Origin of the sequence: Paracoccus shanxieyensis (assembly GCF_009711265.1) — a bacterium.
GTDB classification, from domain to species: domain Bacteria; phylum Pseudomonadota; class Alphaproteobacteria; order Rhodobacterales; family Rhodobacteraceae; genus Paracoccus; species Paracoccus shanxieyensis.
Genome location: NZ_WMII01000024.1, coordinates 26,336 through 41,835 on the forward strand (window position 1 = coordinate 26,336; position 15,500 = coordinate 41,835).

Here is a 15,500-nt window from a genome sequence, read left to right on the forward strand (position 1 = left end):
CTATTGACGGATCGGGTTGCGCGCCATACCGCACGGGCGGCGGGCTTTGACCGACCCCGGCACGAACCCCAGCGACATGACCGCGCAGCTATGAAAGATCGCCGTGAAACCTGATATCCTGTTCCGCGTGGAAGGCCCGGTCTATGCCGACCATCTGGCGCACCACTTCACCATCCACGATGCATGGGATGGCCTGCGGGATCTGCCGGCTGACACCCGGTCGCGCATCCGCGTCGTGGTCACCAACGGTCTGGTCGGGTTGACCGCCGCCGAAATGGACGCCTTGCCCTCGCTTGGCCTGATCTGCACCGTCGGCACCGGATATGAGGCGGTGGACGTGGCCGCGGCCCGCGCGCGCGGCATTTCGGTCACGCATGCGGCGGGGGTGAATGCCGTGGCCGTGGCGGAATACGGCATGGGCATGATCTTGGCGCTTGTGCGCAAGATCTGCGCCTTCAATGCCTCGGTCCGGGACGGAATGTGGCGCGGGGATGTGGGCGTGACGCCGCTGCTGTCCGGCCGGCGCATGGGCATTTTCGGCATGGGCGGCATCGGCCTGCGCATCGCAAAGCTGGCCGAGGCCTTTGGCATGCAGATCGCCTATTGCAACCGCTCGGCCAAGGATGTGCCGTGGGTGCGCCATGACGATCTGCAATCTCTGGCGGCGGCGGTCGATGTTCTGGTGATCGCCGCGCCGGGCGGGCCTTCCACGCAGCACATCGTCTCGGCGCAGGTGCTGGATGCGCTGGGGCCGCAGGGCTATCTGGTCAATCTGGGGCGGGGCTCGATCCTGCACACGCCGACGCTGACCGCCGCCTTGCGCGATGGCCGCATCGCCGGAGCCGCGCTTGACGTGTTCGAGGAAGAACCCGACGTGCCCGCCGATCTGCGCGCGCTGCCCAATGTCGTGCTGTCGCCGCATATCGCGGGGCTTGCGCTTGATGTGCAGCAGCTGAGCGCGGCGCTGATGCAGCGCAATATCGACGCCCATCTGGCAGGCACGGCGCTGATCAGCCCCGTGCCCGAACTGGCCTAGCGCCCGGCAAAGGGCGCGATGGTGACACCGTTTTCCATCAGCGCCGCCCGCAGCCGCTGCGCCATCGTCACCGCGCCGGGCGTGTCGCCATGCACGCACAGCGTGGCCGCGTCCACCGGCAGGCGCTTGCCGCCCGTGGTGGGGATATGGCCGTTCACCACCATCTCAAGCACCTGATCGACGCTTTGATTCGCATCATGGATCACCGCGCCCGGTTCGCTGCGCGGGGTCAGTTCGCCCGCGTCGGTATAGGTGCGGTCGGCATAAATTTCGCAGACCACGCGCAGCCCGGCCTTCTGGGCCGCCTCGAACATGCAGGAATAGGGCAGCGACACGAAGATCGCACCCGGATCGACCGCCACCACCGCGCGGGCGCAAAGCGCGGCAAGCTCGGGATCGGTCGCGGCCATATTGCCCAGCGCACCATGGGTTTTGACATGGGTCATCGGATGGCCCTCGACCTCGGCCATGCCGCGAAAGGCCGCGATCTGATAGATCAGCTGCGCCTCAAGATCCTCGGGACGCTCGCCGGAAATGCGGCGGCGGCCAAAGCCGTAAAGATCGGCGAAGGACGGATGCGCACCCACGGCCACGCCGTTGTCGCGCGCCATCGCGATGGTGCGGCGCATGACCGAAGGATCGCCCGCGTGAAAGCCGCAGGCGATGTTGGCTGTCGAGACAACCTTCAGCATCGCCGCATCGTCGCCCATGGTCCATGCGCCGAAGCTTTCGCCCATGTCGCAATTCAGGTCGAGTGTCCGCATGTCGTTTCCCTGCTGTTCAATTTGACGGCAATTCTGTCCAAATCGCCCGATGATCGATCTTTGCGTCTGCTTCGGACGTGGTTGTCCCGGTTCAAGGGTTCCAAGTGGATACGGCTGGTATACCGACATTTCAAGTTGTCGAAACCGCCGACTTCACGTCGCCACAATAGATGGACGGGACAGGATACCCATGCTGAAATCAACCCATGCACTTGCCGGACTTGTCGCGCTGACGCTGGCCGGACCCGCGCTGGCCCAGACCTCCTGGGACATGTCGGTCGTCTGGCCCGAGGGGAACTTCCACACCAAGAACGCCCAGACCTTCGCGCAGCGCGTGTCCGAGGTCACCGATGGCGAGGTGCAGATCACCGTGCATTCCGGCGGCGCGCTTGGCATCAAGGGCCCCGAGGGCATGGCCGCCGTGCGTGACGGCATCGTGCCCATCGCCGACATCCTGATGAGCCAGCAGGTCGGCGAAAACCCCGCCCTTGGCGTCGAGACGCTGCCCTTTCTTGCGCCGACCATGCAGGATCTGACCCTGCTGCATAAGTTCTATCGCCCGATGATCGAAAAGATCGCGGCAGAGATGAACCAGAAGCTGCTGTATATGACCCCCTGGCCGGGTCAGGCGGTCTATTCGCCGCAGCCGATCAACACGCTGGCCGACATGTCGGGCCTGAAGATCCGCGTGGTGGATGCCAATGGCCACGACTATTTCGCAGCCCTTGGCGCGTCGCCCGTGCAGATGCCGTGGGGCGAGGTCGTGCCGTCGCTGGCCGCAGGCACGATCAATGGCGTGACCACCTCGTCCTCGTCGGGCGTGGATGGCGCGTTCTGGGAATTTCTCAAGAACATGAACACGTTCAACTGGCAGGCCTCGTCGAACATCGTCACGGTCAATCTGGACGAATGGGCCGCGCTTGACCCCGAGGATCAGGCCGCCATCGAAGCGGCCGCCGCCGATCTGGAAGGCCAGTTCTGGCTGAACTCGCGCGCCGAGGACGCAGCCAAGCTGGCCGTCCTGAAGGAACACGGCATCACCGTCACCGCGCCCTCGGATGAGCTGAAGGCCGAGTTGCTGGAAAAGGCCGTGCCACTTTGGGACGCCTATAAGGCGCGCGTGCCGGATGCCGCGCCGGTCATCGACGCCTATCTGTCGGCGCGCGACCAATAAGCGAAACCGCAGGGCCGCCCGGCCCTGCCTTTCCAGACAAGCGGGGCCGTCATGCAAACCGACACCATCCTTCCCGAACGCCTGCGCCTTGCGCCGCTGATCCGCGTGATCGACGGTCTGACGGCAGCCGGAAACCTGATTTCGGCCCTGTGCCTGCTGGCGATCTTCGGGCTGGTCGCCGCCGAGATCGTGATGCGCAACCTGATGGGCATCTCGATTTCATTTTCGTGGGATGTGTCGGCCTATCTGATGGGCGCATGTTTCCTGCTTGCGGCGGCCAGCGCGCTGAAAGGCGGCAGCCATGTGCGCGTGACCGCTTTGACCGAATTGCTGCCGCCGCGCGGCGCATGGGCGCTTGATTTCGCGGCGGCGGTGATCGGACTGGCGGTCACGGTGCTGCTGGTCTGGTCGCTGGGACAGATGGCATGGCTTTCGGGCACGCGCGGTTCGACCTCGCCGGGGGTGGTGCGCATTCCGCTTGTGCTGCCGCAGGGCATCCTGACTGTCGGGGCGGTGCTGCTGTTCTTGCAGATGGTCGCGCAGGTCATGCGGGTCTGGTCCGGCGAACGTCTGACCAATGGCGAGGGGCTTGAGTGATGAGCAAGGTCGCATTCTCACTGCTGGGCCTGATGGGGCTGTTTCTGGGAACGGGCGTCTGGATCGGCCTTGGGCTGATTGCGGCGGCGGTGTCGCTGCTGATGCTGTACCGGCCCACGATGCCCTTTGAAAAGCTGCTGGCGCAACAGACGTTCAACACCCTGTCCTCGCCCGAGCTTCTGGCGCTGCCGCTGTTCATCCTGATGGCCGAGGTGCTGTTTCGCACCCGCATCGCCGAGGCGCTGTTCACCGGCCTGTCGCCGTGGCTGCGTCGGGTTCCGGGGCGGCTGGGGCATCTGACGGTCATGGGCTGCACACTGTTTGCCTCGGTCTGCGGATCGTCGGCGGCAACGACGGCGATGGTGGGCCGCATCACCGCCAAAGAGCTGCTGGATCGCGGATATGACCGCGATCTGGTCATCGGATCGCTGGCCGGGGCGGGCACGCTGGGCTTTCTGATCCCGCCATCGACCATCATGATCATCTATGGCGTCATGGCCGAGGAATCGATCGTGCGCCTGTTCATGGCGGGCATCCTGCCCGGCGCGATGATCGCCGCGGCCTATATGGGTTACATCGCCATCCGCGCATGGCTGAACCCGGATCTGGTCGGAAAGGCGCCGCCGCCGACATCGCTGCGCGAAAAGCTGGCGGCGCTGCGCGATCTGGGGCCGCTGCTGATCCTGATCTTTGTGGTGATCGGCTCGATGTATGGCGGCATCGCCTCGCCGACCGAGGCGGCGGCGGTGGGGGTCGCGGGCGCGATCGGCATCGGGTTCTGGCAGCGCACGCTGAATTTCCCCGGCCTGCTGGCCGCGGCGCGGTCCGCCGCCGACAGTTGCGCGATGATCGGGCTGATCATGCTGGGCGCGATGTTTCTGTCCACGGCCATCGGCTATCTGGGTCTGCCGCGCTATATCGCCAGCACCATCGACGGCTGGGGCCTGTCGCCCTTTGTGCTGATCCTTGTGCTGCTGGTGTTCTATATCATTCTGGGCATGGTGATGGAGGGGCTGGGCATCATCGTCATGACCCTGCCCATCACGCTTCCGCTGATCGAGGCGGCAGGCTATAGCAAACTGTGGTTCGGGATCTTCATGGTAATCGTGATCGAGATGGCCCAGATATCGCCGCCCGTCGGCTTCAACCTGACCGTGATCCAGCGGCTGACCGGCGACAGCATGGGACGCATCACCCGCGCCACGGTGCCGTTCTTCACGATCCTTGCGCTGTTCGTGCTGCTGATCGGGGTGTTTCCGGGCATCATCGACATCGTCCCCAACATGATGGCGGGCCGCTGATCCCATGTCCGCCGCCCCGTCCGAAAGCCTCGCCGCCGAAGCCTATCGCAGGATCATCGACATGATCCTGCGCGGCGCGCTGCCGACGGGGACCGCCTTGCAGGAAGCCCGGCTGGGCCAGCAGCTTGGCATGTCGCGCACCCCCGTGCGCGAGGCCATCGGCCGCATCGAAAGCGAGGGGCTGGCCCTGCGCAAGGGCCGCGTGCTGCATGTCGGGCGACTGACGCGACACGAGGTCGAGGGCATCTTCATCCTGCGCCTTGATCTGGAACCCCTTGCCGCCCGTATGGCCACGGCCCTGCCCCATGCCGCCTTCGACGCGATGGAGGCGCGGGTGCGCGGCCTGATGGACGGCAGCTCGGACGAAGATCTGTGGGCGGTCGACAATGATTTTCACGGCCTGTTGGCCGGGGCCGCGAACAATCGCGCCATGTCCGAAGTCATTGCCGATCTGCGCCGCCGCACCACCATGTTCGACCGCGCGCAAGTCCCCGACCGCTATCAGCGCGGCTGTCAGGAACATCTGGGCATCCTTGAGGCACTGCGTTCGGGCAATGGCGATCTGGCGGCGCAGCGCATGCACGCGCATCTGGAACGCGCGCGCGACGCCATCCTGCGGCGGCTGGACGATCTTCAGGATCAGGCCATGGCAGAGGGACCGCCCGCGTGACCGATCCCGAGACCCATTCCGAGACACATTCCGGGGCGATCCCGCTGTCGCAACATGCCTATCAGCATCTGAAGCGCCGGATCCTGAATGGCGATATCCCCGCCGACACCATCCTCAGCGAACGGACGCTGGCCGAAAGTGCCGGGCTGTCCCGCACGCCCCTGCGCAGCGCGATCACGCGGCTGGAACGCGAAGGCGTCGTCGGGCGCATGTCGAACGGCGCGCTGATGGTGCGCTCGGTCAGCGTCGATCACCTGCTGGAGATCGTCGCCCTGCGCCAGATCCTTGAAGGCACCGCCGCCGCCCGCGCCGCAGGGTTCGGCCCGACCCCGGCCTTGCTGCAGGTGCGGCAGGAAAGTCTGGCCGCGTTGCAGGGTCCATGCCAAAGCTTCGATGAATTCTGGGACATGGACAGCCGCTTTCACGACGCGGTGGCCGAGGCATCGCGCCTTGCGGCCCTGCCCGCGATCCTGTCGGGCCAGCGCGCCATCGCGCGGCGCTGCACCATCACGCGCCAGCACGACCATTTCGATGCGCAACTGCACGAGCATCTGGCCGTGATCGACGCCATTGCCGCCCGCGACCCCGATGCGGCGCGCGCCGCCATGGCCGTGCATTTCGCCCATGTGAAATCGCGCTTTCTGGCGTGGCTGGGGCGCTGAGGGATGGAGGATCTGCGCATCCTGCCCTGCGGCGATCAGGCGCTGACGGTTCAACTGTCCGACCGGATCGACGAAGCCGTCAACGCCCGCGTCATCGCGCTGGCCGCGGCCTTGGACCGCGCCGCCATTCCCGGCATTCTGGAACATGTGCCGACCTATCGCTCGCTTCTGGTGCGCTACGATCCGCTGACGATCCGGGGGCATCAGGTCGAACAGCGGATCCGGGCGCTGCTGGCGGGGCTGACGGCTGGTCAGGATCGCGGGCGGCATTGGCGCGTGCCCGTGCATTACGGCGGCGAGGCCGGGATGGATCTGGCCGAGCTGGCGGCGGAAAAGGGCATGACGCCGCAGGCGCTGATCGACCTGCACAGCGGCGTGCGCTTCCGCGTCTTCATGATCGGCTTTGCGCCCGGCTTTGCCTATCTGGGCGGCCTGCCCAAGGTGCTGCACACGCCGCGCCTGAAGGTGCCACGCCAGCGCATCCCGGCGGGGGCGGTGGGTATTGGCGGACAGCAGGGCAGCATCAGCTCGGTCGCGGGTCCGTCGGGATGGCGGTTTTTGGGCGGCACGCCGGTCAGGCTGTTCGACCCCGCCCGCGATCCGGCCTTTCTGCTGACGGCGGGCGATACCGTGCAATTCGCGCCCATCGGTGCCGATGAATATGCCGACATGGCCGCCCGCGCCGCCAAGGGGCAGACGGTCATCGCCCCGCAGGAGGCCCCATGATCGAGGTCATCACCCCCGGCCCGATGCTGACGGTTCAGGATGCCGGGCGTTTTGGGCTGCGTCATGCGGGCGTGTCCTCGGCCGGGCCGATGGATCGGCCCGCACATGCGCTGGCCAATGTGCTGGTCGGCAATCCGCAGGACGCAGCGGCGCTGGAATTTGCGGGCTTCGGCGGCACGTTCCGCGCCCTGTCGCCCTGCCGCGTGGCCGTTGCGGGCGGCACCATCCCCCTGCGCATCGACGGGACCCAGATGGACGCGAGCCGCGCGCACCGGGTCCATGCCGGCAGCACCATCAGCCTTGGGCCGATGCCCGATGCGGTCTGGGGCTATCTTGCGGTGTCGGGCGGCATCGATGTGCCCATGGTCATGGGGTCGCGGTCGACGCATCTGCGCTCCGGCGTCGGGGGGGGCGTCGGGGGCGGGACGCTGGTGCGCGGTCAGCGCCTGCCGCTTGGCACGTTCGATCCCCGCGCGGCCTGTCTTGCGCCGCTGCGCCCGCTGCCCGATCGCGGCGGCACGGTGATCCGCGCCGTGCCCGGCCCGCAGGACGATCTGTTCGCGCCCGAAACCGTCGCCCGGTTCTTTTCGCAGGACTTCACCGTGGCCCCGCAGCGCGACCGCATGGCGATGACGCTGGCGGGCAAGGCGATCCCCGCCCGCGCGGGCCATGACATCGTGTCGGACGGCACCGTGTCCGGGTCGGTTCAGGTGCCGGGCTCGGGGCAACCTCTGGTCCTGATGGCCGAAAGCCAGACCACCGGCGGCTATCCCAAGATCGCCACCGTCATCGGCGCGGACCTGCCGCGTCTGGCGCAATTGCCAACCGGCGCCACCTTCCGCTTTGCCGCCGTCACCCGTGACGCCGCCGAAGATATCTGGCGCGTGCATTGCCACAGCCTTGCCCGCGCGCTTCACCCCCTGAAGGTGTGCATCGCACGCCGCAGACCCACCCCGAACTAAGAGACCGCCATGAAGTGCCTTATCGTCCAGCCGATCCACCCCGAGGGCCTTGCCCGCCTGCGCGACAACGGCATCCAGCCCGTGCTGCCCCGTTCGGCGGATATGGCTGATGTCGCCGCCGCCATCGGCCAATGCGATGCCGTCATCACCCGCGACAAGGGCCTGACCGCCAGCGCCATTGCCGCAGCGCCCGCGCTGAAGGTGATTTCCGTGCATGGCACCGGCCATGACGCGGTGGACAAGATCGCCGCCGCAGATCGCGGGATCGTCGTGTGCAACGTGCCGGGCGCCAATGCGCGGTCGGTGGCGGAACTGGCGCTGGGGCTGGCGCTGGCCGCCGCGCGCGGCATCTCGGGCGGGGACCGGGCGGAACGCATGGGACAGGGCGGTTTCCGCGAAAGCACGCGGTTCATCGAATTGCAGGGCAAGACCGTGCTGATCGTCGGCTGGGGCGCCATCGGGCGCGAACTGGGCCGCATGCTGGATCTGGCCTTCGGGATGCGCGTGCTGGTGCATTCGCCCCGCGCCTCGGATATCGGCGGCTATACCCGCGTCACACTTGAGGAAGGTCTGGCGCAGGCCGATCTGATCTCGTTGCACACGCCCATGCGCCCCGAGACGCGGCACATGATGAACGCCGCCCGCTTCGCATTGGCCAAGCGCGGGGCCATTCTGGTCAACACCGCCCGGCAGGGGCTGGTCGATGAAGCCGCGCTGGCCGATGCGCTGCGGTCGGGCCAGATCGCAGCGGCGGGGCTGGATACCTATGAACATGGCGCGCCCCTGGGTCCGCTGGCCGAATTGCCGGTGGTCTTTACCCCGCATCTGGGCGCCACCACAGATGAGGCGCTGATCCGCGTCGCCACCCGCGCCGTCGATCACGTCATCGAGGCGCTGCAGGGCCGCCGCCCCGCCACCACGGTCAATGCCGATCTGCTGGATCAGGTCGGCGCATGACCGTCATCCGCGACACCATCGACCGGCTGCTGTCGCGCATCAACGCGATCGGTCTGGACGGCGAAGGCTGGACCCGCCCGTCCTATTCCGAACTGGAAAGCGCCGCCCATGATGTCGTCGCGGATGAGGCGCGGGCGCTTGGCCTTGCCGTGCATCGCGATGCGGCGGGCAATCTGTTCGCCCGCCTGCCCGGCCGCGACCGTTCTGCCCCCGCCATCCATGTCGGATCGCATCTGGATACCGTGGCTCAGGGCGGCGCCTATGACGGGCAGGCAGGCGTCGCCGGCGGGCTGGCCCTGATCGCCGCCCTGCTGGCCGAGGGACGCGTGCCACCTGTCGATATCGTGCTGACCGTCACGCGGGCCGAGGAAAGCGTGTGGTTTCCTGCGTCATATCTGGGCTCGCGCGCGGCGCTGGGACGCTGGAGCCGCGCGGATCTGCAGGTGCGGCGCAGCGATACCGGCCGCACGCTGGCTGACCACATGCGCGACCTTGGCCTTGACCCCGAGGCCGCCTTGCAGATGCCGCCCCCGGCCCCGGCGCGTTTTGTCGAAATCCACATCGAACAGGGGCCGGTCCTGCATGATGCGCAGGAAAGCCATGCCATCGTCACCGGCGTGCGGGGCGGGCTGCGGCATCGCAGCGCGCGCATTCACGGCGTCTGGGCGCATTCCGGCGGCGCGCCGCGCGAAGGCCGGGCCGATGCGGTCTTTGCGCTGGCCGATCTGATCCATGCCATGGATGCGGACTGGGCGCAGATGCTGGCGGCGGGTCAGGATCTGGCCGTGACCTTCGGCATCGTCGATGCGGCCAGCCCCCGGCACGCCATGGCCAAGGTTCCGGGCGAGGCGGGGTTCTGCGTCGATCTGCGCTCGGACCGGACCGAGGCGCTTGAGGCAGCCCATGCCCGCCTGCTGCACCATGTCGCGCGGATCGAAGCCGCCCGGCCCGGCATCCGCTTCGATCTGGGCGCAGAAAGCCGCTCGACCCCGGTTGCGCTGTCACCTGTCTGGCAGGACGCGCTGTCCCGTGCGGCGGGGGGCACGCTGCGCGCCATGCCTTCGGGCGGCGGGCATGATGCGGCGGCATTCGCAGCGGCGGGCTGGGATGCCACGATGATCTTTGTGCGCAACTGGAACGGCAGCCACTGCCCCGAGGAAGGCATGGACCCTGCCGATCTGGCCCTTGCGGTCGGGACGCTGAAACGCGCGGTGCTGGCAGAAGATGCCTAAACAGCGCCCTAGACAGCGGCCCGACGCAATTCCCGCTGCAGTTCCGACACGAATTGCCGCAGCAATTCGGAATGCGGCACGCCCTTGCGCGTCAGCAGCACGGCGCGCACCGACAGTTCGGGCTGCCATGGGCGGATGACCAGACCCGGAGTGGGAAAGACCTGCGCCGACCACGGATCGACGATCGCACAGCCCATCCCATGCGCCGCCAGCAGCGCGGCGGTCTGGCACAGCCGCGATTCAACGCGCGGATGATAGGGCACGCCCTGCTGACGAAACGCATCGCGCACCAGATTGCCCAGCTGCGAATCCTGTTCGATGCCCAGCAGCATCTTGCCCTGCAGATCCCTGGCGGTGATGGCGTCCTGACGCGCCAGCGGGTCGTGTTCCGGCACCAGCGCCACCACGCGCGACTGCATCAGCGGTTGCAGGTTCACCTGCTCCAGCCCGGTATTCAGCAGCGCAAGGCCGATATCGGCGGTGCCGTCCTGCACCGCCTCGATGACATGGGCCATATTGCGCACATCATAGCTGACCGAGATATCGGGCCGGTCATCCAGAAACCGGCTCAGCGCGCGCGGCACCACCGAATTGCCCAGCGGATGCGTGGACAGGATCCGCAAACGCCCGATCATGCCCAGCCGCATTTCCCGCGTCCGCCGCGCCACGCCGCGCATCAGGCCGAAAATCGGGCGGATTTCCTCATACAGCGTATGGGCGTGGTTCGTTGGGATCAGGCGTCTGGCACCGCGTTCGAAAAGGGTCAGCCCAAGGTTGGTTTCCAGCTGCCGCAATCCGGCGGACACGGCAGGCTGCGAGATATGCAGGCTTTCCGCCGCCTCGACCGTGGTGGCCGATCGCATCATGGCGGCAAAGATTTCCAGAAGACGCAGAGAGATTTCCGGCTCGGACCCTGCGTCGCTCATCCTAGACCTCGATCCTGACGCCGGTCTGGTTGGTGATCCGGCCATAATGTTCGATACGCCGGTGCGCCGCGAAGTTGAAGACGGTGGATTTCCCAAAGGCGCATTTGTCGAAATCGCATTCGGCCAGGATCAGCTCATCGCCTTCGCCGGTGGCCCGCGCGATGACGAACCCGTCGGGATCGACGATGATCGAGCCGGCAAACATGTGGTTGCCGTCCTCGAGCCCGCATTTCGCCACCGCCACGGCATAGGTGGAATTCTGATAGGCTCCGGCACAGACCGACAATTCGTGGTGATAGACGCGCCGTTCGATGCCCTCCTCGGCGGACAGGTTGTTCTGGCTGGGGGTGTTATAGCCGATGGTCACCAGTTCGACCCCTTGCAGACCAAGGCTGCGCCATGTTTCGGGCCAGCGCCGGTCATTGCAGATCGCCATGCCCATGATGACGCCCTGATTGCGCACCACGTTGAAGCCGGTATCGCCCGCCAGAAAATAGCGCTTTTCCAGATGCTGATGCGTGCGGGCGGGATCGTGATCCGCATGGCCCGGCAGATGGGTCTTGCGGTAGGTGGACAGGATCTCTCCGCCCGGCGAGACGATGATCGAGGTGTTGAAATGCTGCCCCTCGGGCGTCAGTTCACAATAGCCGAAGGTGAAGCCCATGCCCAGCCGCCGGGCCAGATCGAACAGCGGCTGCGTGGCGGCATTGGGCATTTCGGTTTCAAACCAATGGTCGAATTCGGCGCGGTCTTCGACATAGAAGCGCGGAAAGAACGTGGTCAGCGTCATTTCCGGATAGACGAGGAACTGCACCCCCTGCCGATGCGCCTGTTCCATCAGCGCCATCATGCGTGCGACCACCGTCGCGCGGGGTTCGGCCTTCTGGATGCCGCCGATCTGGGCACCGCCTACGATCATTTTCATGGTCAGTCCTTCTTGCGTGTCAAAGGCTCGGCTGCAAAGGCCGGAACTGGAAAGGCGGGGTCAGCCGGGTTTGCAGCCCCTTGTCGCGCAGGTGCTGTTCGGCCTCGGGCGGGGACAGGATCGTCGCGCCCCGCCCGACGACCACGCCATCGCGCAGGATCGGACGCCCGCCCCCGAAGCTGGAGACCGCCTGACGCCGCGCCAGATCGACCAGCGTGATGTCGCCATCCGCGCCGATGCCCAGATGACCCTTGCCGGGCAGGCCCATCATCCGCGCGGGCTCGGCCGAGGTTTTCACCACGAATTCCCCCAGCGTCAGCGCGTTCAGCGCGACCAGGGCGAGCCCGCGTTCGCACAGATCGTTGCGGGGAATGCCGCCGCCATCGGTTGCCAGCGCGTCGATGGCAAAGCGTCCACTGGCGCGTTTCATGATCGCCAGATTGATGCGCGCCTCGGGCGGATTGACGTAGAAGCTGCAACCGATATCGCTGTCGGCGGCGCGCCACGCGGCCAGGGCGGCCTCGCCGGTGGCCAGCAGGTTCTCGCCGTCCTGCGGCATGTGAACATGCGCCCAGCCGCCAAGGATCGCGTCCTCCATCCCCTGCGAGGTCGCCGCATAACCACCCTTGACCAGATTGCGCTGCGTCGCGACGCTTTCGGGAATGCCATTGGCGCATTTGGCGGAATTGCCGTTGAAGGGCGCCAGATAGCTTTCCGACCAGATGTTGGGATGCGCCTCGATCAGGCGGCAGGCTTCCATCGTTTCGGTCAGGATGTGGTCCTGACTGCCGCGCACATAGGCGTTCACATGCGGCAGATGCAGCGGATGGCCCGCCGCGAGGTCCAGCGCCTGACGCAGTCCGCGCATGTCCTGCGGTGTGTCCAGCGTGCCCGCGTGAAAGGCGACATGCGCGCCATTTTCGGCGCAGACGGCGATGACCCGCGCCGTCGCCTCGGCGGTCAGGGGGAAGTGGCCGCCCAGCACCTTCAGCCCGATCGCACCCTGCGCGCGGGCGCGGGCCAGATGGTCGCGCAGTTCATCCGCCGCAGGGTCGGTCGTGTCGACGGTATGGCCGGGCCGCACATAGTCGATACAGGCCAGCGTCAGCCCCGTGCCATATCGCGCCGCCAGATCCATGACCGAGCCCACCGGCCCCGCCACGTCGAATGCCGTGGTGACGCCCGCGCGGGCCAGCATCCGGTGACCCTCGGCCCCGCCCAGCCATGAGGACAGATGCACATGCGTGTCGATGATGCCGGGCAGGACGTGCAGGCCCGTGGCGTCCACCTGTTCACGCGCGGGACCCAGATCATGGCCCACGGCGGCGATCATGCCGCCGTCGATGGCGATGTCATGAAGCCCGTCAAGGCCGTTCACGGGGTCGATCACATGACCGCCACGCAGGATCACGTCATGCGGCACAGGCATTCTCCATCAGCAGATCATCGGGGCCAAGCGGACGGCATCGGCGCGGTGGCGGCACATGATCGACCGGAAGCACCGCGCTGCAGATCCTTGCGTGCATCTGGCCTTGGCGCGCGGGCCGATCCCGTTGATCCCGCCCGGATACAGAACGGCGACGCGGTGGCCAATGAACAGATGGGCCATGCCGATACGGTCCCGCAGATCCAGCGTCCAAGACCTGCGCCCGATCAAGACATCCCGCCCCCGCCGTCAAGCAAGGAGCACCGGCGACCGCACAGGCGCTGGTTCGTGAAACTGTGAACATCGGCTGTCCCCGTCATCTTCTGCGTCGGCGCTTGAACAAGGTGATCTGCACCGATCCCCCGCCCGCCAGAAAGAGAAAAAGAGCTTATCCAAAAGTTAATTCTATAATCCTGGTTTATATTTTTAGGATCGGCGTCCTGCTGCATGCCGTTGTAACGAGACGCCTTGCGAATAAGCATTCGCCGCGCGGCGCCGGATCCGAGCCACCCGGACAGCACACACGCGCCGCGTGTCTTTTGCGCGCCGCATCTTTGCGCCTGCCGACCGCGATCTGACCACCGGCAATCTGCGCTTATGTCCAGCACATCGGCGGCAGTCATGCTTGAACCATATGCCTTGAGGCATTTTCGGCCCCGTCTTCGGACCAAAAAATTGAAACCGATTCAGCTTTTTCTGGCGTCACCCGGAATCATGTATATACATGAAACTGACTAGTTCATTTTTTCAATTCAGGATATTTCGATGACCACGACTCGCCTGAAGCCGTTGCCTGCTGCTGCCTTGATCTAGGTTATCGACCCGCCCGCGCTGACCGTCGAAGCGATCCTTTTGTCTGCATCCGTGCGCAGGCATATGCCCGATGTGGATCTGATCGCCTATTGCCCGGCGGAAAAGGCCGACAAGCTGCCGCCACAACTGCGGGAATATCTTGCGGCAACGAATACCAGGCTGGAATTGATGCCGACCGAAGGCGTGTTCAGCCCGCATTACAAGCAGGGCAACAAGCTGATCGCCTGCGCCCAGCCGCGCCCGCATGCGTTTACCATCTTCCTCGATACCGACACCGTGCTGTGGCAGAAGTTCGATCTGGCCGAGATGGTGGCGCATGGCGCGGTCTGCGCCGCCCCCGAGGGGCGCTACACATGGGGCAAGCCGGAGGGCCATTGGGAACGCGCCTATTCGGTCTTCGGCATGGCGGTCCCCGAGGAACGCATCAAGCTGGCCCGCACCGGCGCCGTGTCGCCGCCCTATTTCAACGCAGGCGTCGTCACCTTCCCGAATGCCCCGGTTAAGGGCTTTACCAATTTCGCCGATTGCTGGCTTCAGACCGCGCTGGAACTGGACAAGCCCGAACATCCGGTCCCGACGCGCCGCCCGTGGCTGGATCAGATCGCCTTGCCCATCGCCATTGCCCGCGCGGGCCTGAATTTCAAAACGCTGGATGACCGCTTCAACCTGTCGCTGACGCATAACGCCATTGTCGAAGGCATGTGGGAAAAGAAGCGGCTGCGCTTTCAGGGGGAAATCGACCGCATCGACGCCGTGGATGCCCGCATCCTGCATTACCATGTCGTGCCAGCCTTCCGCGGACTGCGCTATGAAGGCTATGCCGACGATCTGGTGCAGGAATTCACCGTGTTCGACAGCGTGGCCGACATGAACTTCACCCGGTTTCTGGACTATGTGCCCAAGGACATGATGAAAGAGTTTCATCAGCTTAATGCTGTCCCGAAGAAAGAGCGCACGCCCGAACAGGCCGCGCGCTGGAAGATCGTGCATGGGCAAAAGCATGAATTTCAGAAGCTGCGCGAGTCGGCTGACAAATTCACCGATGTCTGGCCGGACTCTATCCTGCCCCGGCAGAAACGCGCATCTGCAGCAGGCTGAGACGCCGCGCAACTAGGGGCCGACGCGCCCACCCCGAACCGCGCCCGGCAGCGGCATGACGGGCGGCGTCATGCCGCGCTCATCACCGCCTGCACCGCCTTTTGCCACCGCCTATATTTCTGGTCCCTCAGCTTGTCATCCATCTGCGGCGTGAACTGGCGGTTCAGCTGCCAGCGCTTTGCGAACTGGTCTGGCGGGGGGCAGAGGCCTGCCTGCAGCCCGGCCAGATAG

Annotated in this window: 15 protein-coding genes; 11 read left to right on the forward strand and 4 right to left on the reverse strand. The window is 66.0% G+C overall.

The features are described 5' to 3' along the window. Positions 1–103 precede the first annotated feature (103 nt). Positions 104–1,036: an NAD(P)-dependent oxidoreductase gene (locus tag GL284_RS18255; RefSeq protein ID WP_155045954.1), complete on the forward strand. Its 933-nt coding sequence runs from the start codon at positions 104–106 to the stop codon at positions 1,034–1,036. Here GL284_RS18255 and GL284_RS18260 read toward each other — a convergent pair. Further along, complete coding sequence (locus GL284_RS18260; protein WP_155045955.1) at positions 1,033–1,800, reverse strand: LamB/YcsF family protein; 768 nt, start codon at positions 1,798–1,800, stop codon at positions 1,033–1,035. The two genes, GL284_RS18255 and GL284_RS18260, sit on opposite strands and share 4 nt — an antisense overlap. Before the next feature lie 190 nt (positions 1,801–1,990). Here GL284_RS18260 and GL284_RS18265 point away from each other — a divergent pair, with 190 nt between their 5' ends. From GL284_RS18265 to GL284_RS18305, 9 genes are read left to right on the forward strand one after another with little or no spacing between them, the layout of a single operon-like run. Next, positions 1,991–2,974 (forward strand): TRAP transporter substrate-binding protein, encoded by a 984-nt coding sequence (locus GL284_RS18265; RefSeq protein WP_155045956.1) that lies wholly within the window; start codon positions 1,991–1,993, stop codon positions 2,972–2,974. Positions 2,975–3,025: 51 nt separating this feature from the next. After that, positions 3,026–3,571 (forward strand): TRAP transporter small permease subunit, encoded by a 546-nt coding sequence (locus GL284_RS18270; protein ID WP_155045957.1) that lies wholly within the window; start codon positions 3,026–3,028, stop codon positions 3,569–3,571. Then, complete coding sequence (locus GL284_RS18275; RefSeq protein WP_155045958.1) at positions 3,571–4,872, forward strand: TRAP transporter large permease; 1,302 nt, start codon at positions 3,571–3,573, stop codon at positions 4,870–4,872. The genes GL284_RS18270 and GL284_RS18275 overlap by 1 nt, the downstream gene beginning before the upstream one ends. A 4-nt stretch (positions 4,873–4,876) precedes the next feature. Further along, the gene (locus GL284_RS18280) at positions 4,877–5,542 is read left to right on the forward strand and encodes a GntR family transcriptional regulator (RefSeq protein ID WP_155045959.1); all 666 of its coding nucleotides are present in this window, start codon (positions 4,877–4,879) and stop codon (positions 5,540–5,542) included. Further along, positions 5,539–6,204 (forward strand): GntR family transcriptional regulator, encoded by a 666-nt coding sequence (locus tag GL284_RS18285; RefSeq protein WP_341870501.1) that lies wholly within the window; start codon positions 5,539–5,541, stop codon positions 6,202–6,204. The genes GL284_RS18280 and GL284_RS18285 overlap by 4 nt, the downstream gene beginning before the upstream one ends. A 3-nt stretch (positions 6,205–6,207) precedes the next feature. Further along, entirely contained in the window at positions 6,208–6,930 is a 723-nt protein-coding gene (gene pxpB, locus GL284_RS18290; RefSeq protein WP_155045960.1) for a 5-oxoprolinase subunit PxpB, read from the forward strand. Next, on the forward strand, positions 6,927–7,892 hold the full coding sequence (locus GL284_RS18295) for a 5-oxoprolinase subunit C family protein (RefSeq protein ID WP_155045961.1): 966 nt from the start codon (positions 6,927–6,929) through the stop codon (positions 7,890–7,892). Before pxpB ends, GL284_RS18295 begins: the two co-directional genes overlap by 4 nt. 9 nt (positions 7,893–7,901) lie before the next feature. Continuing rightward, on the forward strand, positions 7,902–8,849 hold the full coding sequence (locus GL284_RS18300) for an NAD(P)-dependent oxidoreductase (protein WP_155045962.1): 948 nt from the start codon (positions 7,902–7,904) through the stop codon (positions 8,847–8,849). Beyond that, positions 8,846–10,081, forward strand: a complete 1,236-nt coding sequence (locus GL284_RS18305) for a hydantoinase/carbamoylase family amidase (RefSeq protein WP_155045963.1) — start codon at positions 8,846–8,848, stop codon at positions 10,079–10,081. The genes GL284_RS18300 and GL284_RS18305 overlap by 4 nt, the downstream gene beginning before the upstream one ends. 8 nt (positions 10,082–10,089) lie before the next feature. Here GL284_RS18305 and GL284_RS18310 read toward each other — a convergent pair whose 3' ends face one another. The 3 genes from GL284_RS18310 to GL284_RS18320 are packed head-to-tail and all read right to left on the reverse strand — an operon-like array spanning position 10,090 to position 13,361. Next, a complete protein-coding gene (locus GL284_RS18310; RefSeq protein WP_196216809.1) occupies positions 10,090–11,007 on the reverse strand; it encodes a LysR family transcriptional regulator in 918 nt (305 codons plus the stop codon). Position 11,008: 1 nt separating this feature from the next. Beyond that, on the reverse strand, positions 11,009–11,932 hold the full coding sequence (locus GL284_RS18315) for an N-carbamoyl-D-amino-acid hydrolase (RefSeq protein WP_196216808.1): 924 nt from the start codon (positions 11,930–11,932) through the stop codon (positions 11,009–11,011). 19 nt (positions 11,933–11,951) lie between these two features. Next, a complete protein-coding gene (locus tag GL284_RS18320; RefSeq protein WP_155045965.1) occupies positions 11,952–13,361 on the reverse strand; it encodes an amidohydrolase family protein in 1,410 nt (469 codons plus the stop codon). A gap of 873 nt (positions 13,362–14,234) precedes the next feature. Here GL284_RS18320 and GL284_RS18325 point away from each other — a divergent pair. Next, positions 14,235–15,269, forward strand: a complete 1,035-nt coding sequence (locus GL284_RS18325) for a hypothetical protein (RefSeq protein ID WP_155045966.1) — start codon at positions 14,235–14,237, stop codon at positions 15,267–15,269. Positions 15,270–15,500: the final 231 nt, after the last annotated feature.